The sequence below is a fragment of the Borrelia crocidurae genome (assembly GCF_000825665.2).
Taxonomy (GTDB): Bacteria; Spirochaetota; Spirochaetia; order Borreliales; family Borreliaceae; genus Borrelia; species Borrelia duttonii.
On record NZ_LN609267.1, the window covers coordinates 367,935 to 368,144 of the forward strand.

A 210-nucleotide genomic window follows, 5' to 3' on the forward strand; every position below is an offset into this window, starting at 1 on the left:
GCTATTACTATCTTAACTGACAATAAAAGTATAGCTATTTATATAAATCAATTTAAGTTATTCTCAATAATATCAATTTTATTATCAAGTTCATTAAAAATATTAACGTACAAACCATTAATAAAGAGAATGCTCAAATAATCATTGCAAAAAACTTAGACAACATAAACAGTAACTAAAAACTTTAAAATGAAATATCCAAACTAATAC